At 70.2% G+C, this 24,443-nt stretch carries 25 protein-coding genes and 1 pseudogene; 14 read left to right on the top strand and 12 right to left on the bottom strand.

Annotated features, from left to right (window positions below; all coding sequences use genetic code 11):
- The first annotated feature begins 82 nt into the window (after positions 1-82).
- Positions 83-613, top strand: coding sequence for a hypothetical protein (locus tag ABZ887_RS29045; RefSeq protein ID WP_361295219.1), 531 nt, complete (start codon positions 83-85; stop codon positions 611-613).
- Between the two features lie 21 nt (positions 614-634).
- Here the strand turns inward: ABZ887_RS29045 and ABZ887_RS29050 are convergent, their stop codons facing one another.
- Complete coding sequence (locus ABZ887_RS29050) at positions 635-1,486, bottom strand: helix-turn-helix transcriptional regulator (protein ID WP_361295222.1); 852 nt, start codon at positions 1,484-1,486, stop codon at positions 635-637.
- Positions 1,487-1,496: 10 nt separating this feature from the next.
- On the bottom strand, positions 1,497-2,249 hold the full coding sequence (locus tag ABZ887_RS29055; RefSeq protein WP_361295225.1) for a DUF6879 family protein: 753 nt from the start codon (positions 2,247-2,249) through the stop codon (positions 1,497-1,499).
- A 172-nt stretch (positions 2,250-2,421) separates the two neighbouring features.
- Here ABZ887_RS29055 and ABZ887_RS29060 point away from each other — a divergent pair, with 172 nt between their 5' ends.
- The 4 genes from ABZ887_RS29060 (at position 2,422) to ABZ887_RS29075 (ending at position 3,668) form a co-directional block, all read left to right on the top strand.
- Entirely contained in the window at positions 2,422-2,628 is a 207-nt protein-coding gene (locus ABZ887_RS29060) for a hypothetical protein (RefSeq protein ID WP_361295228.1), read from the top strand.
- Complete coding sequence (locus tag ABZ887_RS29065; RefSeq protein ID WP_361295466.1) at positions 2,625-2,867, top strand: hypothetical protein; 243 nt, start codon at positions 2,625-2,627, stop codon at positions 2,865-2,867. Before ABZ887_RS29060 ends, ABZ887_RS29065 begins: the two co-directional genes overlap by 4 nt.
- Positions 2,864-3,049, top strand: a complete 186-nt coding sequence (locus ABZ887_RS29070; RefSeq protein WP_361295231.1) for a hypothetical protein — start codon at positions 2,864-2,866, stop codon at positions 3,047-3,049. Before ABZ887_RS29065 ends, ABZ887_RS29070 begins: the two co-directional genes overlap by 4 nt.
- 418 nt (positions 3,050-3,467) lie before the next feature.
- Positions 3,468-3,668 carry a hypothetical protein gene (locus ABZ887_RS29075; RefSeq protein ID WP_361295233.1) on the top strand — a complete coding sequence of 67 codons (201 nt, stop codon included), beginning with the start codon at positions 3,468-3,470 and terminating at the stop codon, positions 3,666-3,668.
- Between the two features lie 112 nt (positions 3,669-3,780).
- Here the strand turns inward: ABZ887_RS29075 and ABZ887_RS29080 are convergent, their stop codons facing one another.
- Positions 3,781-4,602: a hypothetical protein gene (locus tag ABZ887_RS29080; protein ID WP_361295236.1), complete on the bottom strand. Its 822-nt coding sequence runs from the start codon at positions 4,600-4,602 to the stop codon at positions 3,781-3,783.
- 115 nt (positions 4,603-4,717) lie between these two features.
- Positions 4,718-4,911, bottom strand: a pseudogene (locus tag ABZ887_RS29085) (Scr1 family TA system antitoxin-like transcriptional regulator); the annotation flags it as partial.
- A 741-nt stretch (positions 4,912-5,652) separates the two neighbouring features.
- Between ABZ887_RS29085 and ABZ887_RS29090 the strand changes: the two are divergent.
- A complete protein-coding gene (locus ABZ887_RS29090) occupies positions 5,653-6,639 on the top strand; it encodes a hypothetical protein (protein WP_361295239.1) in 987 nt (328 codons plus the stop codon).
- Between the two features lie 13 nt (positions 6,640-6,652).
- Here the strand turns inward: ABZ887_RS29090 and ABZ887_RS29095 are convergent, their stop codons facing one another.
- From ABZ887_RS29095 to ABZ887_RS29110, 4 genes are all read right to left on the bottom strand, one after another.
- Positions 6,653-7,330, bottom strand: coding sequence for a GntR family transcriptional regulator (locus ABZ887_RS29095; RefSeq protein WP_361295242.1), 678 nt, complete (start codon positions 7,328-7,330; stop codon positions 6,653-6,655).
- Positions 7,331-7,477: 147 nt separating this feature from the next.
- Complete coding sequence (locus ABZ887_RS29100; protein ID WP_361295245.1) at positions 7,478-8,425, bottom strand: beta-ketoacyl-ACP synthase III; 948 nt, start codon at positions 8,423-8,425, stop codon at positions 7,478-7,480.
- Positions 8,426-8,573: 148 nt separating this feature from the next.
- Complete coding sequence (locus tag ABZ887_RS29105) at positions 8,574-8,708, bottom strand: hypothetical protein (RefSeq protein WP_256215692.1); 135 nt, start codon at positions 8,706-8,708, stop codon at positions 8,574-8,576.
- Complete coding sequence (locus ABZ887_RS29110; protein WP_361295249.1) at positions 8,683-10,011, bottom strand: OFA family MFS transporter; 1,329 nt, start codon at positions 10,009-10,011, stop codon at positions 8,683-8,685. The genes ABZ887_RS29105 and ABZ887_RS29110 overlap by 26 nt, the downstream gene beginning before the upstream one ends.
- 210 nt (positions 10,012-10,221) lie before the next feature.
- On the opposite strand from ABZ887_RS29110, the gene ABZ887_RS29115 reads away from it, so the two are divergent.
- Genes ABZ887_RS29115 through fdhD form a run of 5 tightly spaced genes read left to right on the top strand, consistent with a single transcriptional unit; the run spans position 10,222 to position 16,645 of the window.
- Positions 10,222-11,193, top strand: coding sequence for a 2-dehydropantoate 2-reductase (locus ABZ887_RS29115; RefSeq protein ID WP_361295252.1), 972 nt, complete (start codon positions 10,222-10,224; stop codon positions 11,191-11,193).
- Positions 11,190-13,109, top strand: coding sequence for a molybdopterin-dependent oxidoreductase (locus tag ABZ887_RS29120; RefSeq protein WP_361295255.1), 1,920 nt, complete (start codon positions 11,190-11,192; stop codon positions 13,107-13,109). Before ABZ887_RS29115 ends, ABZ887_RS29120 begins: the two co-directional genes overlap by 4 nt.
- Before the next feature lie 5 nt (positions 13,110-13,114).
- Complete coding sequence (locus tag ABZ887_RS29125; protein ID WP_361295456.1) at positions 13,115-14,932, top strand: NADH-ubiquinone oxidoreductase-F iron-sulfur binding region domain-containing protein; 1,818 nt, start codon at positions 13,115-13,117, stop codon at positions 14,930-14,932.
- A complete protein-coding gene (locus ABZ887_RS29130) occupies positions 14,929-15,789 on the top strand; it encodes a 2Fe-2S iron-sulfur cluster-binding protein (protein WP_361295258.1) in 861 nt (286 codons plus the stop codon). The genes ABZ887_RS29125 and ABZ887_RS29130 overlap by 4 nt, the downstream gene beginning before the upstream one ends.
- Before the next feature lie 7 nt (positions 15,790-15,796).
- Positions 15,797-16,645, top strand: coding sequence for a formate dehydrogenase accessory sulfurtransferase FdhD (fdhD, locus tag ABZ887_RS29135; RefSeq protein WP_361295261.1), 849 nt, complete (start codon positions 15,797-15,799; stop codon positions 16,643-16,645).
- A gap of 130 nt (positions 16,646-16,775) precedes the next feature.
- On the opposite strand, the gene ABZ887_RS29140 is transcribed toward fdhD, so the two are convergent.
- A complete protein-coding gene (locus ABZ887_RS29140) occupies positions 16,776-17,606 on the bottom strand; it encodes a LysR substrate-binding domain-containing protein (protein ID WP_361295263.1) in 831 nt (276 codons plus the stop codon).
- Between the two features lie 138 nt (positions 17,607-17,744).
- Between ABZ887_RS29140 and ABZ887_RS29145 the strand changes: the two genes are divergently transcribed.
- Positions 17,745-18,464, top strand: coding sequence for an SDR family oxidoreductase (locus ABZ887_RS29145; RefSeq protein ID WP_361295266.1), 720 nt, complete (start codon positions 17,745-17,747; stop codon positions 18,462-18,464).
- Positions 18,465-18,476: 12 nt separating this feature from the next.
- Here the strand turns inward: ABZ887_RS29145 and ABZ887_RS29150 are convergent, their stop codons facing one another.
- Positions 18,477-19,004, bottom strand: coding sequence for an isochorismatase family protein (locus tag ABZ887_RS29150; protein ID WP_361295269.1), 528 nt, complete (start codon positions 19,002-19,004; stop codon positions 18,477-18,479).
- A 91-nt stretch (positions 19,005-19,095) separates the two neighbouring features.
- Entirely contained in the window at positions 19,096-20,148 is a 1,053-nt protein-coding gene (locus ABZ887_RS29155) for a bile acid:sodium symporter family protein (protein ID WP_361295272.1), read from the bottom strand.
- A 159-nt stretch (positions 20,149-20,307) separates the two neighbouring features.
- On the opposite strand from ABZ887_RS29155, the gene ABZ887_RS29160 reads away from it, so the two are divergent.
- Positions 20,308-21,171, top strand: a complete 864-nt coding sequence (locus ABZ887_RS29160) for a LysR substrate-binding domain-containing protein (RefSeq protein ID WP_361295275.1) — start codon at positions 20,308-20,310, stop codon at positions 21,169-21,171.
- A gap of 88 nt (positions 21,172-21,259) precedes the next feature.
- Here ABZ887_RS29160 and ABZ887_RS29165 read toward each other — a convergent pair whose 3' ends face one another.
- Positions 21,260-22,240 carry an AsnC family transcriptional regulator gene (locus tag ABZ887_RS29165; RefSeq protein ID WP_361295278.1) on the bottom strand — a complete coding sequence of 327 codons (981 nt, stop codon included), beginning with the start codon at positions 22,238-22,240 and terminating at the stop codon, positions 21,260-21,262.
- 338 nt (positions 22,241-22,578) lie between these two features.
- On the opposite strand from ABZ887_RS29165, the gene ABZ887_RS29170 reads away from it, so the two are divergent.
- A complete protein-coding gene (locus ABZ887_RS29170) occupies positions 22,579-24,405 on the top strand; it encodes a long-chain fatty acid--CoA ligase (RefSeq protein ID WP_361295281.1) in 1,827 nt (608 codons plus the stop codon).
- Positions 24,406-24,443: the final 38 nt, after the last annotated feature.

The following is a 24,443-nucleotide window of genomic DNA, read 5'->3' on the forward strand; positions in this document are numbered from 1 at the left end:
GAAGTCCCGGAGGTGCAGCCGGCACCCCAAGACTTCGCCGTCAGGGTCCATCTGAGCACCGGCAGAGTCATAAGCTCCGGGCATGAGACTGACCCCTCTTGAAGCCACGCTGATAGGCACAACGCTCGGGGCTTCGGCCACTCTCCTCGCGTCAGTGATCACTCAACGAGGCACTCAGTCCCGAGAACGAACCCAGAGGCTGTGGGAACGCCGCGCCGACGCCTTGGAGGAGGCCCACCGCGTGATGGTGGCTTTCTCCACGGTCCGAGTGGAGACGCTCAGGAACAAGGCCGTTCCCGACGATCTAGACCCCAATCGCCCTGAGGAACCCGTGAGGCTTGTAGAGACCAAGATCGCTCTGTACGCGCCGAAGGTCGTCGTCAAAGCGCATATCGACTGGTTCGAAGCCCTGAAAGCGTTTTTTGTCTCCTTTCTGGGGTGGCGAGGTGAAGTCACCCGCCACGCAAATTCGACAGAGCCTGAGGGTGCACAAGTGCTGATCGATGCAGCCTGGGCGATGGTGGAGGCACGAGGCGAGGAATTGAAGCGCGCGGAGGACACACTGACCGAGGCCCTACGCAAAGCATCATCGCTGCGCCCGCAGCGCCATTGATGAGAGGGTCCGCCTTAAGCCTTACGGAGGGTTGAGGGCGCGACGGGTCGAGTTGATGACGTTGTGGGCGTCAGCGCCGTAGACGGCGGACTCGCTCAGGGTGCGCCAGACCTTGGAGTAGAGGGCGATGTTGTCGGCGTCGTCCAGCCAGAGTTCGGCGTGCCAGTCCTCGGCGACGACCAGGCGGTCGTCCATGACCCAGAAGCCGTTGGCGGGCACGATCTTCACCGACGCCGTGAAGGGGACGATGCCGAGTTCGACGGTGTCCATGCCGATCATGCCCGCGAGGCGGTCGAGCTGGCCGACGAGGACCGAGGGCGGACAGATCAGCGAACGGAGAGCGGCCTCCCACATCAGCACGTGAAGCTTGCGGCCAGGCCGGTACAGCCACTCCTGGCGCTGCACGCGGGCACGTACGGCGTCCTCAATGTCGCTCGCGGAGCCGAGCAGGTTGGCGTACCTGCGGATGACGTGGCGGGCGTACTCGGGTGTCTGCACGAGACCGGCGACCACCGACTCCTCCCATACCCAGATGTCGGTGGAGCGCTCGATCTCCGCGCTCAGGCCTTCGTGCATGGGCTTGAAGCCGTTCGCCAGGGCACGGCGCCACGACCTGATGTGCGACTCGAACCCGGCCAGCCGGGCGGCCAGCTCGGGGTACAGCTCGGGCTGGCCGGTCGCGTCGGCCCATGCCTGGAGGTCCTCGGGGGTGGCGGTCTGCTTGCCGTTCTCCAGCTTGCTGACCTTGGAGCCGGGCCAGCCCAGCCGCTGGGCAAGCTGCTGACCGGTGAGCCGACCACCCGGGCACGAGAAACGGAGTTCGCGCAGCCGCGCGCCCAGGGCTTCCCGTGCCTGCTGGTAGTCGGTGCTCACCGGTCACGCACTAGCGAGTGCGGGCCACTTGCTCGGCGAACTGGTCACGCGATACGGCAAGGTGCATGGCCGCGTCGCGCACAAGGGAGTACCGCACGACCTCGGCGGGCTCCGTGATCAGTTCGATGTTGAGCAGGTTGTCGGCGTCGTCGAAGTGCAGGAGGGCGACCAGCCGGGAGTCGAACAGCCAGAAGTCCTCGACGGGCAGGGCGAGCCGGTCGGCGTCCTCGCGCCACAGGTAACGGATGTGTTCGCCGACCGACTCGTTGTGTCGGGCGTAGTCGAGCAAGAACAGCTGCTCGGTGGTCGGCGGGCTGTCGGCGACACGGACCCGGCCGACGCGCTTGCCCGCCTCGGTCTGGCGGCGGATGTTGGTGAACCACGGCTCGCCCGGGTCCATGACCGTCGTCCCGGTGGACAGGAACATCTGGAAATCGGGGTCCTGGCGGTCGCTGGCGTAGCTGCGCCGGGTCTCCAGGCGCCAAGCGGTGTGTTCGAAGGTCTCGAACAGGCGCCGGAAGGTGTCGCGGTCGACCAGCTCGGGCACCCGCTCCATCTCCTTCGGTCCCCAGTTCACGAGCAGTTCGCGCGGTACGACCACGGCGGCTTCATCGGGCCCGAAGTGCTTCAGCTGCGCGAGGTCGGCAGGGTCGGTGACGGGCGTGCCCTGGACGACGATCTCGCCGCTGTCGGCGTCGGTGTGCAGGGCGGGGCAACCGTCGACCTTGCTGTCTGTGCCGGTGAAGCGTAGCTGACGAGCCATGGACGCTCTCCCTTCAAGGGCGTTGATCCGATCAGCATGGCCGGGGGACCAGCTCGGTTCTACGGGACGCGGCAGGGTCCATGCGAAAACAGAAGCAATCTCAGCATCCCCCCGAGAAAACACGCGAAAACAGCGTAGTACCAGCCAACTGCCCAGCCCTAGCGTCCGGTTCATGGCACCGAAGAAGACGCAGGACGTCACCGAGACGCAGGCGGCGGTGGAGGCTCTCAGAGCCGCCCTGGACTCAGCGGGGATCGTCTTCCCCTCGCTCAGGGTGGACCCCGCTTCCCCGGAACTTCAGCTGGTCGAGCTGGGACGGGTGCGCGCCGACGTGGCCGTACGGCTGGCCAGGGCACTGGAGAAGGAGCCCGGCGAGTGACCGCCGAGGAGGTCGAACCACCAGCCGGCACCCTGGTCATCGACACCGCCCGCGACCGGCTCGGGTACGTCATGGGACGGGAAGGGCCGTACGTCCAGCTGCGCCCCGTGGCCGGAGGGCGAGAGTGGGACGCCGACCCCGCTCACGTCCGCCGCGCCACGGACGAGGAGCGCTTGCGGGCGGTGGCCGAGCGGACCCGCGCCATGAACTCGTTCAGCAGCGGCGGCATCATCCCGTGACCGCCCGGACCGAGGACACCTCGACCATGTCCGCGGAGTGCGCCCTGGCCCATCAGCCGGGTTACGGGAAGTTGCACCAGGAGTGCCGCCAGACCCGGGACATCCCGCTCCCCCACGGCCGGGGCATCCTGCTCATACCTCGCTGTACCTGCTCTCACCACCGCTACGCCTCCCCCAAGTGACGCCCCCTCACCAACAGCCTGACCAGCTCCTGAGCCTCACCCCAATTCGACCGGGGTGGGGCTTAGTTGCGTCTTGACGAAGATCACGACCGAATGCGCTAACCTGACTGCGATGGGTTGTGCAAGCAACCCATTTAGTCCGTAGCTCTGTTCGCGCAGGGTTGCGGGTCGCATCAGTTGCGCTGCCCTGGCGATGATGTCCGACCTTCGCCAAGACGCAGGTCAGTTGTGCTGACGCGTGGGGGATTCAGTAGAACTACCGAAAGTAGATGTGGGCCGAAGAGTAGGCCCGACCGAGAACAATTGCGTGTGCGTCCGCGTGGGTGTCTCGACCCAAACCGTAAGGGTTTGGATCGAGGCTGCCTACGCGCAGACCCACCGATCCGACCCATGACAGAGAAGGTCAGGATCAGGGTCGATGAACGTGACAGTCATCCTCCTCTTCATTCTCGCCATCGCTGGCGTGGTCTCCCGGTCGATGTCCTCCATGAAGAAGCTTCTGGATGAGGTGCCGGACGTACTGGATTCGGCCACAGAGGCACGCGACGCGTGGCGACGATTCCGCAGGCCTGAGCTGCCGCCCCAGGCGGAAGATCAGGAGCCGCCCGCTGCCGCATAGGTCGTCGTGGGCTTCCGTGGGGTCTCGGAGGGCAGGAGGCCCCATCCCCGGCATCAGGGCCCGGAGAGCACACGCGAGGCCACGGCGGACGCCGCCCGTGGCCTCGCGCCGTTCAGCGCGCGGAGTCGCCCGGCTCGATCTCCTTGGCCTTCTCAGGAAGCAACCGCTCAACCATCGTTTCCGGCGCGGCTTCCATACCCAACGCTTTCATTGCCGCGGCAGAGTTGAGACGGTCCTTGGTCTCAGAATTGCCAACACGGTCGATGAAAGTAGTAGCAACTTCGAGCTTGTGATCAATATCGATCTTGCTCTCGTTGTCCTCAGCGGCCTTGGTGAGGTTGGCCATGGTCCGCTTCGAGTGGAGCGCCAAGGCGCCACCGCCGACTGTGATCAGTGCCCCCGTCAGGCTCGTCACGAGCGGCAAGTAGCTGAGGTCTGGGTTTCCAGCGTGAACCAGCGCCAAGACGGCCCCGGCGAGAATCACTATCGCACCGCCGGTCATGAACCACACGCTCAGGCGGAACGTCCACTCGGCCTGTTTAAGCGTGTGGCTCAGGAAGTCGAAGTGAAACTTCTGCCGCTGCTCGGCCAGGCTGGATCCCAGGCTGACCGCTCCGGCCACATCCCCGCCGACCTGGCCGATGTTGACGTTGCCACCGGTGACGACGACCCCCGACGCGGACAGGCTCGCATTCAAGTTCAGGCGCGCATCGCCCTGAACCTGTCGCCGTTGCCATTCGATCGCGTCCGGATCGGTGTCAAGCCAACGTTGACAGGCATCCATGATGCTGACCTTGGCGAGGTCGTCATCGTGGTCCATCAAAACCTGTGCCACGACAAGCCTGCTGCAGTCGTCACCGTGCTCAGGGTGCATATCGCACTCCAAATCGATGGCCAGGGTAGCCGGTCTGATGTCCCTGATGGTGGACTTCATGCCCTGAGGCTACGCCGCAACTAGGTCCAGCCTGAGGGGGATCGAGGAAGAAGCGGTACCCCCCGACATGGGACCGGGCACGCTCGTTTCCAGGGGTACCGGCTCTTGCTGGGCCCACGCTGTCGGAGTCATCGAGCCAGAGTCCGGCGTGCCAGTTCTCCACGACCACCCGGCGGTCGTCGTAGATCCAGAAAGCAGTGGGCGGGGGATCTTGAGGGGCGCCGACAGCGGGATGATGCCCAGCTCCACCGTGTCCAGGCCGACAGCCCCGGACAGGCGGTCCAGCTGGGCGAGGAGCACCGAGGGCGGGAAGGGCCGTACGTCGGGCTTCGGCCGGTGGCCGGAGGGAGAGAGTGGGACGCCGGCCCCGCTCACGTTCGCCGCGCCACGAACGAGGAGGGCTTGCGGGCCGTGGCCGAGCGGACCCGCGCCATGAACTCGTTCAGCAGCAGCGGCTTCTTCCCGTGAGCGCGCTCACCCGGACGCCGGGTCACTCGGACTTGCATGACCGGTGCCGCCAGACAGTCCTACCAGTGCGTCTACGGCCTCAGCAGCGTTCGGCGTGGTGAGTACGAGTACGGGGTCGGGCTTCCGGAGGAGGAGGCCGCTCCAGACTCGGAAAGTGGGACGGCCCTCCGGCCCGTCGGTGTCGAAGGAGAGGGGCCCCTCCAGCTCGGTCACGTCTTGTGCGCCACACGTCCAGAATGTCGGGCCGTCCACAAGCCGAAGAAAGTTGTGGCTGGTGAACGGATACCACTGACTCAACACGCTCGCCCTGGCGGCCAGCACCAATTCCTCTGCGACCGGGGGAATCCACGAGTCGGTTCCTCGCACCGCGGCGTCGGCGGACCGCGCACATTCCTCCGTCCAGTCCCAAGCATCTGCCAGCGACCACGGGGTGCTCGTCTCCATCCGTCAAGTCTGGTTCGATGTGAGGCCGGTCGCCTGGAAACAGGAACAAGAGCCGCGAAATTCGTACGCGCTGAGTGCGCGGCGTCCCGTAGATTCCCGGCGGAGGCCCGCCCGAGGTGCTCCGGGTTGGGGGCATCCATGACCGTGAGGTCGATACCGGTGAAGTCGGCGCCGAAGTCGCTGATGTGGGACGGCGACGAACTGGTCTGCGTGGTCGGGGGCGGGCGGCGCTGGGACCGCGACGGGGTCGAGCACAGGGCGCCGTTCATGTGGAGCTTCCCGTTCGACGCCGGGACCGCCTCGGCCTCGGGGCGCTGCTCCGCGGTGTACCAGGAGCGCGGTACCAAGGCGGTGCTGCTCGAAGGCGAACGGGCCGTACGGGAGCTGAACCGCAGCTACTACCACGCGCCGGACTACGACTACCCGCTCGCCCTGGGCGCGTTGGGCGACGGGCGTGAGGTCGTCGTGCACTGCCCCGACGAGTACAACGTCCTCCAGATCGAGGACGCCGCGAGCGGTGAGCGGCTGACCGCCGGCGCGCGTGAGCCGGAGGACGTGTTCCACTCCAGGCTGAGCCTGAGCCCGGACGGCCGGTACCTGCTCTCGGTCGGCTGGGTCTGGCAGCCCTTCGGGACGGCCCTGGTCTACGACACCGCGCTCGCGCTCGCCGACCCCGGCACCCTGGACGGCGCGGGCCTGCTGCCGGCAGCGGCGGTCATGAACGGCGAGGTGACGGCGGGCTGCTGGCTCGACGCGGACCGGCTGGTGCTGGCGACCGGGGCCGACGAGTGCGACGAGGAGGAGACGGCCGGACTGCCGCCGCGCCACCTCGGCGTGTGGTCGGTGTCCGAGGGACGCTGGCTCCACCGCAGCCCCGCGGGCGATGCCGAGCCTGGTGTCCTGCTCCTGCCCCGCGGCGATCAGGTGATCTCGTTCCCCGGCCACCCGAGACTGCTCGACACGACTACCGGGCGCCTCGTCGCGGAGTGGCCCGAGGTCGGCGTACCCGCAAAATCGGCGTGCTTCGGCCGCGCCGACCCGACCCCCGTCGCCGCCCTCCACCCCGACGGCAAACGGCTGGCCGTCGCGCAGGCGGAGCGCATCGCCGTCATCACGCTGCCCTGAGCCCGGACCAGGGTCAGGACTTGGCCCGCTCGTGGTACGACCGCCGCGTGTGTTCCGTGTGTTCGCGCATGAGGGTGGTCGCCAGCTGCTCGTCGCGGGCCGTGATCGCCGCGATCAGTCCGCGGTGTTCGATCCAGGACTGGTGGCCGCGCTGGCGGGCCACCGGGGTGTAGTACCAGCGGACCCGGCGGTCGACCTGGGCGGCGAGTTCGGCGAGGACCGTGTTGCCGGCCAGGTCCATGATCTTGGCGTGGAACGCGGCGTTCAGGGCGACGGCCCCGTCCACGTCGTCCGCGGCGACCGCCTTCTCGCCCTCGGTGCAGAGGGATTCGAGGGCGGCCACTCCCGCGCTGCCCGCGTTGGCCGCCGCCAGCCGCGCCGCCTCCGCCTCCAACAGGGTGCGGACCGTGAGGAGTTGGTCGGCCTCGTCCTCCGTGGGCTCGTGGACGAACGCGCCCTGGGCGGGCCGGAGGTCGACCCAGCCCTCGGTGTTCAGCCGCTGCAGCGCCTCGCGCACCGGCTGCCGCGAGACGCCCAGGTGGCCCGCGAGTTCGCTCTCCACGAGATGCTGGCCGGGCCGGAGGGAACGGGTGGTGATGAGTTCCAGCAGCGCCTCGTAGACACGGTCGCGGAGCGGACCGGGGCGTTCGAGCTTGGGCACCGCGCCCTGCGGCAGTCCGGCTGACAACATCGGGTCCCCCTTCGGCAGACACCCGTTACGAGCGGACACTCAGTAGCGTCAGGATCGATTGTCTTTCGTCTACAGTCTACGGCGCACAACTGCCAGGGGAAGCGGAAGTTGACCACGTCACACCGCAGAACGCGCTCTCACGCGCCCTCACGGACAGCGCACGACCTGGCCCGCGTAGGACAGGTTGCCGCCGAAACCGAAGAGGAGGATCGGGTCGCCGCCGGAGACGCGCCCCTGCTCGACCAGCTTGGAGAGGGCGAGCGGGATGCTGGCGGCGGAAGTGTTGCCCGACTCGGTGACGTCCCGCGCGACGACCGCGTTGACCGCGCCGATCTTCGCGGCGAGGGGCTCGATGATCCGCAGGTTGGCCTGGTGCAGGACGACCGCCGCCAGGTCGGCGGGGGCGATGCCGGCCTTCTCGCAGGCGCGCCGGGCGATGGGCGGCAGCTGCGTGGTGGCCCAGCGGTAGACGCTCTGCCCCTCCTGCGCGAACCGGGGCGGGGTGCCCTCGATCCGTACGGCGTGGCCCATCTCGGGGACGGAACCCCACAGCACCGGTCCGATCCCGGGCTCCTCGCCCGGCCCGCACGCCTCGACCACCGCCGCGCCCGCCCCGTCGCCGACCAGCACACACGTCGTACGGTCGGTCCAGTCCGTGACCTCGGACATCTTGTCGGCGCCGATGACCAGGGCCCGGGTGGCGGCCCCGGCCCGGACGGTGTGGTCGGCGGTCGCGAGCGCGTGGGTGAAGCCGGCGCACACGACGTTGACGTCTATCGCGGCGGGCTGCGGGATACCGAGCCGGGCGGCGACGCGGGCGGCCATGTTCGGGGAGCGGTCGATCGCGGTGGAGGTGGCGACCAGGACCAGGTCGATGTCCGCGGGGGTGAGGCCGGCCGCGGCCAGGGCCTTCGCCGCAGCGTGCGCGGCCAGCTCGTCGACGGGTTCGTCGGGTCCGGCGATGTGCCGGGTGTTGATGCCCACCCGGCTGCGGATCCACTCGTCACTGGTGTCGACCATGCCCGCCAGGTCCTCGTTGGTGAGTACCCTGGCGGGCTGGTAGTGGCCGACGGCGGCGATGCGCGAGCCGTTCATGGGTGGTGGGTCCCCCTCGTTGCCTCGGTGTGGGCCCACCAGTCTGTTCAGTGACTCACGGGTACGACGGCACGTAAGGCCACAGGAAACAGGCGGCCGAGTTGTCGGCTTCTTGCAGACCCCCCGGACGCCCGGACGTTCCCCCGGCTCACCCGTTGAACAGTTGTGTCGCCTTCTGCACGAGTTCGTACACCCCGTAGGCGAACGGCGCGCCGACCCAGACCCAGGCGACGGCGATCAGCCAGCGGCGGTCCGGCTCAGGCCGGCTGCTCTCGTTCGACATCGACGGCCTCCCTCGGGGCGGGGATGTGGTGGCGGGTGTTGACGGGGCGGACCAGCTCGTTGGCGACGAAACCGACGACGAGCAGGCCGATCATGATGCCGAAGGAGAGGGTGTACAGGTCGGAGCCGTGCTTGCCCGCGTCCTTCTGGTGGTCGGCGATCCAGTTGACGATCAGCGGCCCGAGCACTCCGGCGAGGGACCAGGCGGTGAGCAGCCGGCCGTGGATGGCGCCGACCTGGTAGGTGCCGAAGAGGTCCTTGAGGTAGGCGGGGACGGTCGCGAAGCCGCCGCCGTAGAAGGAGAGGATCACCAGGGCGCAGAGGATGAACAGCGGCTTGGAGGAGTCGCCGAAGAGGGCTATGAGCAGGTACATCAGGGCGCCCACGCCGAGGTAGACGCGGTAGATGTTCTTGCGCCCGATCAGGTCGGAGGTGGACGACCAGCCGATCCGGCCCGCCATGTTGGCGGCGGACAGCAGGGCGACGAACCCGGCCGCCGCGGAGACCGAGACCGGGGTGGAGCTGTCGGCGAAGAAGTCCGTGATCATCGGGGCGGCCTTCTCCAGGATGCCGATGCCGGCGGTCACGTTCATGCAGAGCACCACCCACAGGCACCAGAACTGCGGGGTGCGGATGGCGCTGTTCGCGGAGACCTGCACGCCCTCGAAGGCGCTCGGCGCGTCCGCGACAGGTTTCTCCGTGCGCGGGACGCGGATCAGCAGCACGCCGAGGGTCATGAAGACGGCGTACGACAGCCCGTGCACCAGGAAGGCGAGCGCGATGCCATCGTTGTCACTGCCGAAGGACGAAAGCATCTGCGCGGACCAGGGCGAGGCGATCAGCGCGCCGCCGCCGAAGCCCATGATGGCGATGCCGGTGGCCATGCCGGGCCGGTCCGGGAACCATTTGATCAGCGTGGAGACCGGCGAGATGTAGCCGATGCCGAGGCCGATGCCGCCGACGAAGCCGTAGCCGAGGACGATCAGCCAGAACTGCTTGGTCTCGGCGCCGAGCGCGGAGATCAGGAAGCCGGTGGAGAAGCAGACCAGGGCGACGGTCATGGCCCAGCGCGGTCCGTTGCGCTCGACGAGGGTGCCGCCGAACGCGGCCGACAGACCGAGCATCACGATCGCGAGCTGGAAGGGCAGTGCGCTCTGGGTGCCGCTCAGGTTCAGCGCGGCTTCGAGCGGCGGCTTGAACACGCTCCAGGCGTAGGCCTGGCCGATGGAGAGATGGACGGAGAGGGCGGCGGGCGGGACGAGCCAGCGGCTCCAGCCCGGCGGTGCTACAGGGGGGCTGCTCATGAGTCCCGAACGGTAGGGCCGCGCCAGGGTGGTTGAGAACCCGACGACTCGACCGTGTGCGTTGAGCGGTATCCAGAATGCGCCGAACGGTCGCCGTCCGAACTCTTGCCGCCACTCTTGTCCGCCCCCACTCCATACTGTAGACAATATTTCGTCGACATGATTCGGCCGACGTCTCCGCGGTATCCCTCAAACCGAACGGAGTGTTCCGTGAAAGTCGCAGTCCTCGGCGCCGGTGCGATCGGCGCCTACGTCGGTGCCGCGCTCCACCGCGCGGGCGCCGATGTGCACCTCATCGCCCGTGGACCCCATCTGGCGGCCATGAGGCAGTACGGAGTACGGGTGCTGAGCCCGCGCGGCGACTTCACCGCGCACGCCCACGCCACCGACGACCCGGCCGAGGTCGGCCCGGTCGACTACGTCTTCCTGGGCCTGAAGGCCAACTCGTACGCGGCGTGCGGGCCGCTGATCGAGCCGCTGCTGCACGAGCGGACGGCGGTGGTCGCCGCTCAGAACGGCATCCCCTGGTGGTACTTCCACCGGCACGGCGGCCCCTACGACGGCCACCGCGTCGAGAGCGTCGACCCGGGCGGTGCGGTCAGCGCCGTACTCGCCCCCGAACGCGCCCTCGGCTGCGTGGTCTACGCGGCCACCGAGCTCGAAGCCCCCGGTGTGGTGCGGCACTTGGAGGGCACCCGGTTCTCGATCGGCGAGCCCGACCGCAGCGTGTCCAAGCGCTGCCTGCGGTTCAGCGAGGCCATGCAGACCGGCGGGCTGAAGTGCCCGGTGGAGCCCGACCTGCGCAACGACATCTGGCTCAAGCTGCTCGGCAACATCTCCTTCAACCCGATCAGCGCGCTGGCCCGCGCCACCATGCGGCAGATGTGCCTGCACGGCGGCACCCGGCGGGTCATCGAGATCATGATGCGCGAGACGCTCGACGTCGCCGAGGCGCTCGGCTGCGAGGTCGGGATCTCCATCGAACGCCGGCTGGCGGGCGCCGAGAAGGTCGGCGACCACCGCACCTCCACGCTCCAGGACCTGGAACGCGGCAAGCCGCTGGAACTCGACGTACTGCTCGCGGCCGTCGTCGAGCTGGCGGAGATCACCGGCGTGCAGGTGCCCACCCTGCGCACCGTGCACGCCATCTCGGACCTGCTCGCGCTGAGGAGTGCCGCATGAGGAAGCGTGAACCGAAGACCTACACCCGGCTCACCCACCCGCTGGTCCGGGACTCCCGCAACGAGCCCTTCCGGCAGGCGAGCTGGGAGGAGGCCCTGGAGCGGGCGGCCCGCGGCCTGGAGCGCAACCGGGACGCGTTCGGGATGTTCTCCTGCGCCCGCGCCACCAACGAGATGAACTACGTGGCCCAGAAGTTCGCCCGGGTGGTGATGGGCACCAACAACGTCGACTCCTGCAACCGGACCTGTCACGCCCCGAGCGTGGCCGGTCTGAGCGCCGCCTTCGGCTCCGGCGGCGGCACCTCCTCGTACGAGGAGATCGAGCACACCGACGTCATCGTGATGTGGGGCTCCAACGCCCGCTTCGCCCATCCGATCTTCTTCCAGCACGTGCTGAAGGGGATAAGGAACGGCGCCCGGATGTACGCCGTAGACCCGCGCCGCACCTCCACCGCCGAGTGGGCGGAGAGCTGGCTCGGCCTGAACGTCGGCACGGACATCCCGATGGCGCACGCGATCGGCCGGGAGATCATCCACGCGGGGCTGGCCAACGAGGCGTTCATCCGGCGGGCGACCACCGGCTTCGAGGAGTACAAGGCGCTCGTGGAGCCCTGGACGCTGTCCCTCGCCGAGAAGGTGACCGGTGTACCGGCCCGTGCGATACGGGAGTTGGCGCACGCCTACGCCCGCGCCGAGCGCGCCCAGTTGTGCTGGACCCTCGGGATCACCGAGCACCACAACGGCACCGACAACGTCCGCGCCCTGATCAACCTCTCCCTGCTCACCGGTCAGGTGGGCCGCTGGGGCGCCGGGTTGCAGCCGCTGCGCGGCCAGAACAACGTGCAGGGCGGCGGCGACATGGGCGCGATCCCGAACCGCCTGCCCGGCTTCCAGGACATCCTCGACCCGGACGCCCGGCTGAAGTTCGAGTCGGCCTGGGACACCGTCATCCGGCCGCACCACGGGCTGAACCTCACCGAGATGTTCGAGGCGATGGAGGAGGGCACGCTCAGGGCGGTCTACTGCATCGGCGAGAACCCGACCCAGTCGGAGGCCGACAGCGAGCAGGCGATACGGCGGCTGAGCGCCCTCGACTTCCTCGTCGTCCAGGACATCTTCCTCACGAGGACGGCGGAGCTGGCGGACGTGGTGCTGCCCGCGACCGCCGGCTGGGCGGAGACCGAGGGCACCACCACCAACAGCGAGCGCCGGGTGCAGCGGGTGCGCCGTGCGGTCACCCCGCCGGGCGAGGCCCGGGAGGACATCGACATCCTCTGCGCGCTGGCGGCCCGGCTCGGCCACGACTGGAAGTACGCGGACGCGGAGGCCGTCTGGAACGAGCTGCGCTCGGTCTCCCCGGACCACTACGGGATGACGTACGACCGCCTGGTCGAGCACCAGGGCATCCAGTGGCCGTGCCCGAGCACCGAGCGCCTCGAACCGACGTACCTGCACGGCAGGTTGTGGGAGGCGGACCCGGCGAAGCGCGGGACTCCGGCGCCCTTCGGGCTGGTCCGGCACGATCCGCCGGTCGACCTCACCGACGAGGACTACCCCGTCCGGCTCACCACCGGGCGGCGGCTCGACTCGTACAACACCGGTGTCCAGAGCGGCGGTTACGCCTCCCCGCTGCGGCGCGGCGAGTACATCGAGCTGTGCCCGGAGGACGCCGAGCGGTACGGGGTGGTCGTCGGCGAGGAGGTCCGGGTCTCCTCACGGCGGGGCTCGGTCGTGGCCCCCGTCTGGATCGACACCGCCCTGCGCCCCGGTCTCGCCTTCATGACCATGCACTTTCCCGACGAGGTGGACACCAACCAGCTGACGATCGAGGCCAACTGCCCGATCGCGGGGACGGCGGAGTTCAAGGCGTCGGCGATCCGTATCGAGAAGCTCCCGGTCGCGACCATCGTGAGGTGACGCAAGTGGACCTGCACTTCGGCGACAGCAAGCCGACGGACGACGAACGGGACGCCGTCGACGCCCTGTTGGGCCCTCCGGAGTCCTCCTGGGAGGGCGCCGACCGCTCCGACGCGGACCTGAGGTGGGCGCGCGGCGGCCGGGAGGCCCGGGACCGCCGCGACCTGCTGCTGCCGGGGCTGCACGCGATCAACGACCGGATCGGCTGGATCAGCGAGGGCGCCCTCGGCTACCTGTGCCGCCGCCTGACGGTCCCCCCGGCGGAGGCCTACGGGGTCGCCACCTTCTACGCGATGTTCTCCGTCAAGCCGCGCCCGGCGACCGTCCTGCACGTCTGCACGGACCTGGCGTGCACGGCGGCCGACGCATCGGCGCTGTGCGCCGGTGCGGAGGAGAGTGCCGGTCCCGGGGTGCACGTCGAGCGCAGCCCCTGTCTGGGCCTGTGCGAGCGGGCCCCGGCCGCCCTCGCGATCCGGGCCGGGGATCCGGTGCGTACGGCGGTGGCGGCACCGGCGACGGTCGAAACGGCCGTCCTCGCGGCCACCGCACCCGACTCGGCGCCCGAAGAGCCTCCGGCCGCCCTGGCCGTACCCCAGGCCGGGCAGGACTGCCTCGTCCTCCTCAAGCGCGTCGGTGTGGTCGACCCGTCCTCGCTCGACGACTACCGGGCGAACGGCGGCTACACGGCGCTCCGGCACGCCTTCGGGCTCGGCCCCGCCGGGGTCATCCGCGAGGTCACCGACGCGGGCCTGGTCGGGCGCGGGGGCGCCGCCTTCCCCACCGGCCGCAAGTGGCAGGCCACGGCGTCCCAGCCCGACCATCCGCACTACCTGGTCTGCAACGCCGACGAGTCGGAGCCGGGCACCTTCAAGGACCGCGTGCTCATGGAGGGCGATCCGTACTCCCTCGTGGAGGCGATGACGATCGCGGCGTACGCGATCGGGGCGCACCGGGGCCTCGTCTACCTCCGCGGCGAGTACCCGCGGGCGACCCGCCGTCTCCGGCACGCGATCGACCAGGCCCGCTCCCGTGGCCTGCTCGGCGACGACGTCCTCGGCCAGGGCTTCGCCTTCGACATCGAGATCCGGCGCGGCGCCGGGGCGTACATCTGCGGTGAGGAGACCGCCCTGTTCAACTCCATCGAGGGGTACCGGGGCGAACCGCGCTCGAAGCCGCCGTTCCCGGTGGAGAAGGGGCTGTTCGGGAAGCCGACGGTCGAGAACAACGTGGAGACACTGGTCAACGTCCTGCCGATCCTGACCATGGGCGCCCCGGCGTACGCGGCGGTCGGAACGGCGAAGTCCACCGGCCCGAAGCTGTTCTGCGTGTCGGGGAGCGTGGCCCGCCCGGGCATCTACGAACTCCCCTTCGGCGCCACGCTCGGCGAACTCCTCCAACTGGCCGGAGTGCGCGAGAACTTGCGGGCGGTCCTGCTCGGCGGCGCGGCCGGCGGCTTCGTACGGCCGGACGAACTCGGCATCCCGCTCACCTTCGAGGGCACCCGGGAGGCGGGCACCACGCTCGGCTCGGGTGTGGTGATGGCCTTCGACGACACCGTGCCCCTCCCCCGACTCCTGCTCCGGATAGCCCAGTTCTTCCGTGACGAGTCCTGCGGGCAGTGCGTGCCCTGCCGGGTCGGGACGGTCCGGCAGGAGGAGGCGCTGCACCGGATCGTCGCGCGCACCGGCGCCGACGCGGCCGGGGACGTCGCGCTGCTGCGCGAGGTCGGCCGGGCGATGCGGGACGCCTCGATCTGCGGTCTCGGCCAGACCGCCTGGAACGCCGTGGAATCCGCCATCGACCGTCTGGGGGCGTACGAATGACCGTCACACCGCTGGGGATCCCGCGCCGGCTGCTGGAGTTCACGCTCGACGGCCAGGAGGTGCGGGTCCCGGAGGGCTCGACCGTCCTGGACGCCTGCCGGGCGGCCGGGAAGGACGTGCCGACCCTGTGCGAGGGCGACACCCTGCGCCCGAAGAACGCCTGCCGGGTGTGCGTGGTGGAGGTGGAGGGGGCACGGACCCTGGTACCCGCTTGCTCCCGGAAGGCCGAGCCGGGGATGGTGGTGCGGACCGGCGGTGAACGCGTCCGGCACAGCCGCCGGATCGTGCTGGAGCTGCTGGCCTCCTCGGTGGACCTGTCCACGACCCCCCGTGCAGCCGAGTGGATCAAGGAGTACGCGGCGAAGCCGGACCGGTTCGGCCCCGCCGCGGCCCGGCTGGACGAGGAGCCCAGGGTCGACAACGATCTGTACGTGCGCGACTACGACAAGTGCATCCTCTGCTACAAGTGCGTGGACGCCTGCGGCGACCAGTGGCAGAACAGCTTCGCGATCTCGGTCGCCGGGCGCGGCTTCGACGCCCGGATCGCCGTCGAGCACGACGCCCCGCTGACCGACTCGGCGTGCGTGTACTGCGGGAACTGCGTGGAGGTGTGCCCGACCGGGGCGCTGTCGTTCAAGTCGGAGTTCGACATGCGGGCGGCGGGCACCTGGGACGAGTCGCGGCAGTCGGAGACGACCACCGTGTGCGCGTACTGCGGTGTGGGCTGCAACCTCACGCTCCACGTGCAGGACAATGAGATAGTCAAGGTCACCTCGCCGCACGACAACCCGGTGACCCACGGCAATCTCTGCATCAAGGGCCGTTTCGGCTACCAGCACGTACAGAACCGGGGCTGATCAGACCATGGGACGAGTCACGGAACGACGCAAGGTCATCCGCATCCGCGACGGAGCGGTCTCCGCCCGGCCGGACACGCTCGTCGCCGAGGAACCACTGGAGATCAGGCTCAACGGGAAACCCCTCGCCATCACCATGCGCACGCCCGGGGACGACTTCGCGCTGGCGGCCGGGTTCCTGGTGAGCGAGGGCGTGCTGGCGGCCGCCGACGACCTGCAGAACATCGTGTACTGCGCGGGCGCCACGGTCGACGGCTCCAACACCTACAACGTGGTCGACGTGCGGACCACGCCGGGCGTGCAGCTCCCCGACTTCACCCTGGAGCGGAACGTCTACACGTCCTCGTCCTGCGGGCTGTGCGGCAAGGCGAGCCTCGACGCGGTGCGTACGACGGCCCGCTGGCCGATAGCCGACACTCCCCCGGTCCGGGTCGGACCCGAGCTGCTCGCGAGCCTCCCCGACCGGCTCCGCGCGGCGCAGCGGGTCTTCGACCGGACCGGGGGGCTGCACGCGGCGGCCCTGTTCACGGAGGACGGCGAGCTGCTGGACATCCGCGAGGACGTGGGCCGGCACAACGCGGTGGACAAGCTGGTCGGCCGGGCCCTGCAGAACGGCGACCTGCCGCTGTCCCGGGCGATCCTGCTGGTCTCCGGGCGGGCCTCCTTCGAGCTGGCGCAGAAGGCGGTGATGGCGGGCATCCCGGTGCTCGCGGCGGTCTCCGCGCCGTCGTCGCTGGCGGTGGACCTGGCGGCGGAGACCGGGCTGACCCTGGTCGGTTTCCTGCGGGGCAGCAACATGAACGTGTACGCGGGCGAGGACCGCATCGCTCTGCGGGCCGCGGCCGCCCAGGGCTGACCGGTTCCCCGCGTCACGGCGGCGGGGCCCCGAACGGCGGGGAGCGCCCCCTGCGCCGCAGGGGCCCCGCCTCAGTCGGGCGTCCCCCGCCGCCGCAGCGCCCGCCCCAGTCGGAGCCAGGCGCCCCGCCTCAGTCCGAGCCGGGCGCCCCGATGTCCGCCGCGGCCTCGGCGAACGCGGCGACCAGCGGGGAGCGACGGCCGGCCGCCCAGGCCAGCAGCACCCGGTCGGGTTCGGCGTCGACGACCGGGACGTAGACGATGTCCGGGCGGGAGTACTGCTCGGCGGCCGAGCGCGGCACCATCGTGATGGCCTTGCCTGCGGCAACGCACTCGAACTTCTCCTCGATGGTGCGCAGCGGCAGGTCGTCGGGCCGGGGGTCGTTGTAGCGCAGCCACTGCTCGCCGTCGAGGTCGGCGAGCGAGATCTCCTGCTTCCCGGCCAGCCGGTGCCGGTCCGGGAGCATCGCCACGCGGGGCTCGCTGTACAGGGGCCGCAGTTCGAGCCCCTCCTCGCGGATCGGGAGCCGTACGTAGGCGACGTCTACGGTGCCGTCGAGGATCAGCTGCTCCTGGTCGTCCCACTCGACCCGGCGGGCGCGCACCTCGATGTCCGGGTGGCCCGCGGTGAAGGCGCGCAGTGCCTCGGTGACCACCACGCCGGCCCGGAAACCGACGACGAGGCGCCGCCGGCCGCGGGCGGCCTGCACGACCCGGCGCCGGGTTCCGTCGGCGGCGGCCAGCAACTGGCGTGCGTCTTCTAGGAGTTGGTGCCCGGCGTCGGTCAGGGTCACGCCGTGGCTGTCCCGTACGAACAGCTCGGCGCCCAGGTCCTTCTCCAGCGCGCGGACCTGGCGGCTCAGCACGGGCTGGGCGATGTGCAGCCGCTCCGCCGCCCGGCCGAAGTGGAGGAGTTCGGCGACCGCCGTGAAGTAGCGGACCTTGCGCAGGTCCAGGTCCATGACCGCGGCTCCTTCCCGGGTGGCGATGTCCTCAGGGTATCGCCGCGGCCGAAAGAGGTCTTGGACGGCCGACGCCCCGCGACCGCAGGGTGGAGATGTCCGAACGGGACGGAACACCGGCTTGGAGAGGGATCTGCCATGGGTCTGCTGGGACAGCGCGTCGTCGTCATCGGGGGCACGTCGGGTATCGGGCTCGCGGTCGCCGAGGGCGCGGCCCGGGAGGGCGCGCGGGTGGTCGTCGCCTCCCGGCGGCAGGAGAGTGTCGACGCGGCACTGAAGGTGCTGCCGGAGGGCGCCGAGGGGCAGGTCCTCGACGCCACGGACGAGGACGCGGTGCGCGCCTTCTTCACACGGATCGGGGCCTACGACCACCTGGTGTACACGGCCGGTGACTCGCTCCTGCTGGAGTCCCTGGCCGGGACGGACATCGCGACGGCCCGGACCTTCCTGGACACCCGGCTGTGGGGTGCGTACGCGGTGGTGAAGTACGGCGCCGGGTCGATCCGGCCGGGCGGGTCGGTGGTGCTGACCACGGGGACGGCCGGGCGCCGGCCGCTGCCCGGTTCGAGCGTCGTGTCGGCGCTGTGCGGGGCGATGGAGTCGCTGACCCGGGCGCTGGCCGTGGAGCTGGCGCCGGTGCGGGTCAACGTGGTCTCGCCGGGGATCGTGCGGACCGAGCTGTGGCGGGAGCTGCCGGAGGCGGACCGGGAGGGGCTGTTCCGGGCGTCCGCCGAGTCGCTGCCGGTGGGGCGGGTCGGCGAGCCGGCGGATGTGGCGGAGGCGTACCTGTACCTGATGCGTGGCGGGTACAGCAGCGGGTCGGTGGTGGTCGTGGACGGTGGCGGGACGCTGGTCTGAACGATCGGGCGGTCAGGAGGGGCCGAGGCGGACGTCTGCGGCGGTCACGACCGTGCCGAGGCGCGGGAAGTCGAGCCGTACGGACGCCTCGTGCTCGGGGCCGGTGAGGGCGGCCATGGCGTCCTCGACGAAGACCAGGTCGTAGCCGAGGTCCGCGGCGGCACGGGCGGTGGACTCGACGCCGAGGTTGGTGGCGATGCCGCCGAACACCAGCCGGGTGACGCCGAGCCCGCGCAACCGGGCGTCGAGTTCCGTGCCCTGGAAGCCGCCGATCGTCCGCTTGACGATCTCCACGTCCCCTTCCTTCCGGAGTCCGGCCACGAGTCCGCTGCCCGGCGGCTGCTCCGCCAGGGAGGGCCGCTCGACGCGAACCAGCACCACGGGCGCGCCGGCGGCGCGGAAGGAGTGGGCCAGCTCCTCGGCGGTGTGCAGGACTTCGGTGCCCTTGCGGGGCTCCAGGGGCAGCGCGACGATGCGGTCCATCAGGTCGACGAGGACGAGGGCGGTGCGCGCCGGATCGAGCTCCAGGGGTGCGGTCATGACGGAACGTTAGCCGTCATGAGCCGTCCGTACCGGAAATCCGGATCAACAGGCCCGTGAACCGGTCTGGTGCGGCGCCCGGCGGCACGGTTCAGCGGCGGAGTGTCCCGGTGCCGACCGCGGGCCGTGACTCCGCCTTGGGGGCGGCCGGGGGTTCCTCGGCGGGCTCCTGGGCCTCGGGGTCGTGGGCGCGGCGCTTGGCGATGACCGCGCACACCATCAGCTGCATCTGGTGGAAGAGCATCAGCGGCAGCACGGCCAGTGAGGCGTGGGCGCCGAACAGGACGCTGGCCATGGGCAGGCCGGAGGCGAGGGACTTCTTCGACCCGGCGAACTGGATGGCGATGCGGTCTCCGCGGCCGAAGCCTAGCGCCTTGGCGCCGTACCAGGTCAGCAGGAGCATCACGGCGAGCAGCACGGCCTCGACGGCCAGGAGCCCGGCCAGCCGGACCACGCTGACCTGGTGCCAGATGCCCCGGACCATGCCCTCGCTGAACGCGGTGTAGACGACGAGCAGGATGGAACCGCGGTCGACCAGGCCGAGGATCTTCTTGTGCCGGGCGACGAAGCCGCCGATCCACGGCCGCAGCAGCTGCCCGGCCACGAACGGCACCAGCAGCTGGAGCACGATCTTCACGATCGAGTCGGCGGAGAACCCGCCCCCGCTGTTGCCGAGGAGCGCGGCGGCGAGCAACGGGGTGAGGACGATGCCGACCAGCGAGGAGAAGGAACCGGCACAGATCGCGGCGGGCACGTTGCCGCGGGCGATGGAGGTGAAGGCGATCGACGACTGGATGGTGGAGGGCACCAGGGTCAGGAAGAGGAAGCCCTGGTAGAGCGGATGGGTGAGCAGGACCGGCACCAGCCCGCGAGCCGCCACACCGAGCACCGGGAAGATCACGAAGGTGCAGACCAGGACGGTGACATGGAGCCGCCAGTGCCGCAGCCCGTCGACGGCCTCGCGGGTGGACAGGCGGGCGCCGTAGAGGAAGAACAGGAAGGCGATCGCGGCCGTGGAGGCACCGGAGGCCACGTCGGCCGCCGTGTTCCGGGCCGGGAAGAGCGCGGCGAGGCACACCGTCCCGAGCAGCAGGAGGACGTACGGGTCGATCGGCATCCGACTGGGCCGGCTCAGGCGTTTCACGGTGCTCCACTTGCGGGTCGGTCAGGGTGTCGTGCCGGCTCGTACGGCCGGGTTCTCGCCGGAGCCGGAAGGCCCCTCTCCATCGTCCTCCTCCGACACTTGATCGGGAATCCGGTATACCACTCTCACTGCCATCGCGTTCCGCGATAACATGTTCGAGTGTATGACCCTTCGCAGCTGCGCACCTTCCTGGCGGTGGCCCAGACGCTCAGCTTCACCCAGGCCGCCCGCCGCCTCGGGCTGCGCCAGTCGACGGTCAGCCAGCACGTGCGCCGCCTCGAGGACGCGGCCGGCCGCCAGCTGTTCTCCCGGGACACCCACTCCGTGGAGCTGACCGAGGACGGCGAGGCGATGCTCGGGTTCGCCCGCCGGATCCTGGAGGTGCACGAGCAGGCGGCGGCGTTCTTCACCGGCACCCGGCTGCGCGGCCGGCTCCGCTTCGGCGCGTCGGAGGACTTCGTCCTCACCCGGCTGCCCGAGATCCTGGAGAGTTTCCGCCACGACCACCCCGAGGTCGACCTCGAACTGACGGTGGAGCTCTCGGGCACCCTGCACGAGCAGCTGGCCGCCGGAAAGCTGGACCTGGTGCTGGCCAAGCGGCGCGCCGAGGATCCGCTGGGCGAGCTGGTCTGGCACGACGACCTGGTGTGGATCGGCGCGGAACGGCTCCGCGTGGACCCCGCCCGCCCGGTCCCGCTGATCGTCTATCCCCCGCCGGGCATCACCCGCGCCCTGGCCCTGGAAGCACTGGAGCGCGCGGGCCGCGACTGGCGCATCGCCTGCACGAGCGGCAGCCTCAACGGCCTGATCGCGGCGGCCAGGGCGGGCCTGGGCGTGATGGCCCACTCGAAGGGCCTGATCCCCCCGGGCCTGTTCCGCGTCCCGGACCGGGCAGGACTGCCGGAACTGGACAAGGTCGACTTCGTCCTGGTGCACGGCCCGAGGCGGTCACCGGCCCAGTCGGCGGCGGACGCACTGGCGGCGGCGATCCTGACAAGCGGGGCGCACTTGAGACGCCCCTGACTGCAGGCGCCCCCGAAGGGGCGCGGGGCTGTATTCGATGTGCGGCTGCCGCCGCGTGGGCGCGATCAACCCCCACCGGCCCGCACCGTCAATGCGACCCCACATACGTCAACTGCTTCACCCTCCGCAAAAACGGCATGGCCTCCACATGCTGCACCCCCTCCAACCGCCCCACCGGCCCGCTCAGGTACGCGTACAGGTGAGCCGTGTCCCGCAGCACCGCCGTCACCACGACATGCGACGGCCCGGCGGTAGCCACAGCAAACGCCACCTCGTCATGGGCCGCCAGCGCCTGCCCCACGGAGTGCATCGCGGCCGGCGTCGTGGTGATCCACAACACCGCGGACTTCGAGAATCCGAGCACCTCGGACCGGTACTCGACATCGATGTACACCGCCCCGGAGCCGATCAGCGCGGCCAGCCGCCGCTTCACCGACGACTCGGACCGTCCTGTTGCCCGCTGCAACTCCGGATACGTCGCCCGCCCGTCCCGCTCCAGCGCGGCGAGCAGCGGCGCGTCCTCCGGTTCCAGCCGCGCCGGCCCGTCGGCCTCCGGCGGCGCCGGTCGCAGCGCCGCCGCCTGCTCCTCCGACAGCGCCCTGAACTTCCGTACCCACCCGGTCGGCCCCCCGTAGAACCGGTGCAGGAGCTGCTGCGCGCGGATCTCCACCACGCTCGGGGTGCGCGGCAGCTTGCCGAGGAACAGGTCGTCGTGGTCGCCGGGGTGGCGCGGCCGGGTCATGCAGGCGATCTCCGTGCCGCCGGAGGCCAGGCCGATCCAGGCGGTGTCGGGGCGTTTGGCGAGCGCGTCGGCGATGACGGTGGCGCCGTCGGGCGCGCAGCGCAGCCGGAGCATCCACTGGTCCTGGCCGAGCCGCTCGGCGTCGCGGACCGCGACGACCCGCAGCCCGGCCTCGGCGCACAGCCGCCGGTAGCGGCGGGCGATCGTCTGGTCGGAGACGCCGAGCACGGCCGCGATCCGGCTGAAGGAGGCGCGGCCGTCGACCTCCAGCGCGCTGAGCAGTTGCACGTCCAGCGGGTCCAGCGTGTCGGATTCCAGCTCCAGCATCCCTGAACCGTACTCGGACGGAGTGACGGAATCGGCCACGTCGGCGCTGTCCTCAGAGGGTGCTGCGGCACGCCGCCCTGACCGGCGGGTAACCGGCCGGGGGCCGTAATCGGGTCGTACAGATTCCGTGGAGATTACGGAGCCGGAACTTACCGAACCGTAGGAATTCTGTCCGCCCCTTCCCCATGTGGGCGTATTTTCCGTACGTGGGCGCGGTCATACGAGAGCAATGCTCGTTTTCGCGCCCCCTCCCGCACGGTCTTCCGGTGGGGTAGCTTTCACGGCGCTGTGCGGAGCGTCACTGTCGTCACTGTGGAGCGAGGAGCGGGGAGCGGGGTTTGCGCGAGTTCACCAACCCGCCGTTGGTGTCGGCACCGCCGGTCGGCGGCCTGGCCGACAGCGTGTTCGAGCATGCCCAGGCGGACCCGCTGCACGTCGCGCTGGGCCGCAAGGACGAGCTCGGCCAGTGGCGCGACGTGACCTCCGCCGAGTTCCGCGACGAGGTCCTGGCCCTCGCCAAGGGGCTCCTCGCGCGGGGCGTCCGGTTCGGCGACCGGGTCGCGATCATGTCCCGCACCCGCTACGAGTGGACGCTGTTCGACTTCGCACTGTGGACGATCGGCGCCCAGGTGGTGCCGGTCTACCCGACCTCGTCGGCGGAGCAGTGCTTCTGGATGCTGTACGACGCCGAGTGCACGGCGGCGGTCGTGGAGCACGAGGACCACGCGATGACGATCGCCACCGTCATCGACCGGCTGCCGCAGCTGCGCCAGCTGTGGCAGCTGGACGAGGGCGCGGTGCAGGAGCTGTACGACGCGGGCGCGCACCTCGAGGACGAAGTGGTGCACCGGCACCGGCAGGCGGTCACCCCCGACTCGACCGCCACGATCATCTACACCTCGGGCACCACGGGCCGCCCCAAGGGCTGCGTCCTGTCGCACGGCAACTTCATGTACGAGGCGGACACGGTCGTGGCCCGCTGGGAGTCGGTGTTCCGCGCGAAGAAGGGCGAGGAGGTCTCCACCCTGCTCTTCCTGCCGCTCGCGCACGTCTTCGGCCGGATGGTGGAGGTGGCGGCGATCCGGCACGGGGTCCGCTTCGGCCACCAGCCGCAGCTGCACGCGGCCGCGCTGCTGCCCGACCTGGCCGCGTTCCGGCCGACGTTCATCCTGGCCGTGCCGTACATCTTCGAGAAGGTGTTCAACGCGGCGCGGCGGAAGGCCGAGAAGGACGGCAAGGGCGGGCCGTTCGAGAAGGCCGTCGAGATCGCGGTGAAGTACGCGGACGCCGTCGAGGCGAAGGCGTGGGGCACCGGGCCCGGGCCGTCGGCTTCGCTGCGCATGCAGCACCAGCTCTTCGACAAGCTCGTCTACGCCAAGGTGCGCACGGCCATGGGCGGCAGGATCCGCAACGCCATGTCCGGCGGCTCGGCCATGGACCGCCGGCTCGGCCTGTTCTTCGCCGGCGCGGGCGTGCAGATCTACGAGGGCTACGGCCTGACCGAGTCGACGGCCGCGGCGACCGCCAACCCGCCCGAGAAGACCCGCTACGGCACGGTCGGCCAGGCCATCCCCGGCACCACCGTGCACATCGCGGACGACGGGGAGATCTGGCTGAACGGCGGCAACGTCTTCCAGGGCTACCTGAACAACCAGAAGGCCACCGACGCCACCCTGCACGACGGCTGGCTGGCCACCGGCGACCTGGGCTCCCTGGACGAGGACGGCTATCTGACCATCACCGGCCGCAAGAAGGAGATCCTGGTGACCTCCGGCGGCAAGAGCGTCTCCCCCGGCGTCCTGGAGGAGCGGGTCCGGGACCATCCGCTGGTCAACCAGTGCATCGTCGTCGGCAACGACCGCCCCTACATCGCCGCCCTGGTCACCCTCGACACCGAGGCTGTCGAGCACTGGCTGCAGATGCGCGGCAAGCCCCAGATGTCCGCGGCTCAGCTGGTGCGGGACGCCGACCTGGAGACCGAGGTGCGGCGCGCGGTGGTGGCCGCCAACACCCTGGTCTCGCAGGCCGAGTCGATCCGTACGTTCCGTATCCTCGCCCAGCCGTTCACCGAGGAACACGGCTTGCTGACCCCGTCGTTGAAGCTGAAGCGCAAGGCCATCGAGAACGCCTACGCCAACGAGGTCGACGCCCTGTACCGGGCCTGACGGTCCGTCAACCGACGGCTGTCAGCCGATGCCCGTCA

It is taken from the genome of Streptomyces sp. NPDC047061 (genome assembly GCF_040643955.1).
Classification (GTDB): Bacteria; Actinomycetota; Actinomycetes; order Streptomycetales; family Streptomycetaceae; genus Streptomyces.